The sequence below is a fragment of the Pantoea sp. SIMBA_079 genome (genome assembly GCF_046940275.1).
Classification (GTDB): Bacteria; Pseudomonadota; Gammaproteobacteria; order Enterobacterales; family Enterobacteriaceae; genus Pantoea; species Pantoea borealis.
Genome location: NZ_JAWRYR010000632.1, coordinates 1 through 253 on the forward strand (window position 1 = coordinate 1; position 253 = coordinate 253).

Consider the following 253-nt stretch of genomic DNA (forward strand, 5'->3'; position numbering starts at 1 on the left):
TATGATTTATTTTGGGATGTTTATCAGTTTTTCAATAGCGTGGGGGTTGATTAATGGCGTGTATCCAATTTTTTACAGTGAGCTGTTTAGCACCCGCTTTCGCATCACGGGATTTGCAGTAGGCTTACAGATAGGGTTGATACTTACCGGATTCTCTCCTCTGATCGCTCAGATGCTATCAACTGCAAACAATAATGCGTGGTGGCCAGTTGCACTCGTATCATGCGTATGCTCGATCATCGCTGCGTTTACC

Annotated in this window: 1 pseudogene; it reads left to right on the plus strand. The window is 44.3% G+C overall.

Going from position 1 to position 253, the window contains the following annotated elements:
* Positions 1-253, plus strand: a pseudogene (locus SB719_RS21475) (hypothetical protein); the annotation flags it as partial.